This is a genomic window from Endozoicomonas sp. SESOKO3 (genome assembly GCF_024606255.1).
On the sequence record NZ_JAHHPR010000071.1, the window covers coordinates 1 to 1,064 of the forward strand.

A 1,064-nucleotide genomic window follows, 5' to 3' on the forward strand; every position below is an offset into this window, starting at 1 on the left:
CAACATGACAGAATGTGCCTTCATCGGGGGTTAAATCATCCCGTGACGGGACGGCTTTTGCCAACGGGACATCAAAAACAGCAGTTGACAGGCTAATGCGACTGGCCAGTTTTTCGGTAAGGTCACCGGCAACTACGAAGGCTCCGGAATTACCATTAAAACGGCCGCAGGCCAGCGTCGCCTGCTGACCATCCTGAGCGGCCAGGGCCGCAAACTGCTCACCGCCCAGCAACAGTCTTTTTTGTTCCTGTCTCATGAGAATCGCTACATGATCATTGAAGCCACCTTCGGCAATGACAAAACCCCCCTGCCCGCTTCAGGAACTCAGGCTCAAGCATCCATTCTTCGACGTGTCGGGCCAAAACAATGGCTCCGTCTGGCATAGAGTCTGCCTGTCGTTTTTTGGCCAACCAGATGGGTCCGGTACAATAGCCTTCGCTGACGGCCTCGCCAAGGGCCAGAGTGTCTTCGGGTATGGCCATAGCAAAATCCATGTCCCCGGAGAGTCGGGTAACAGGGCGTACCTGCAACAGGAACAGGCGGCCCTGATGATCGATGGCAAATTCCACATCCACGGGGCAGAGCAAAAGGTCTTCGAGCTTTATCACCATCTCCCTGAGTTCATCAAGCATGTCATTACCGGGTGGCTGACTAAGGTCGTCTGATTGAGTGTCCGTATCAAGAATTCTTGTTTCTGAATAGCCTTTATTATCTGTGTTTTTGTTCAGGATGAAGTGACTTGAAATCGTTCCGCGATAGTATTGAGAGTGGTCAGCGCCTGCTTTGTATGAAATATCAATGCGGTGAGGCGTGTTACCGGACTGTCCTGTCAATACGCCTCTGGGCTGACCGGGTGTATACTCAACCCTGATAGTATCATCCTGAAAAGACTGAAAACTCATGACTACTCCGCCATATTGGCAGTTAATGCACTGCTGAATGATCAGCGCCATGGGTTGCGGTATGCCTTGCGAACAAACTTCAGGCCGGTAACCTGAAGCCATCACTTTAAGGCAGGTACGAAAAACATCTTCTTCTCCCTGAACTTCAGAGAGGTATTTGCC

Annotated in this window: 2 protein-coding genes; both read right to left on the bottom strand. The window is 51.2% G+C overall.

Going from position 1 to position 1,064, the window contains the following annotated elements; all coding sequences use genetic code 11:
• A partial coding sequence (locus KDK18_RS01140; RefSeq protein ID WP_257252588.1) for a hypothetical protein occupies positions 1 to 256 on the bottom strand: 256 nt, incomplete at its 3' end.
• 16 nt (positions 257 to 272) lie between these two features.
• Positions 273 to 1,064 (bottom strand): PEP/pyruvate-binding domain-containing protein (locus KDK18_RS01145; protein WP_257252591.1); only part of this gene is annotated, 792 nt, incomplete at its 5' end.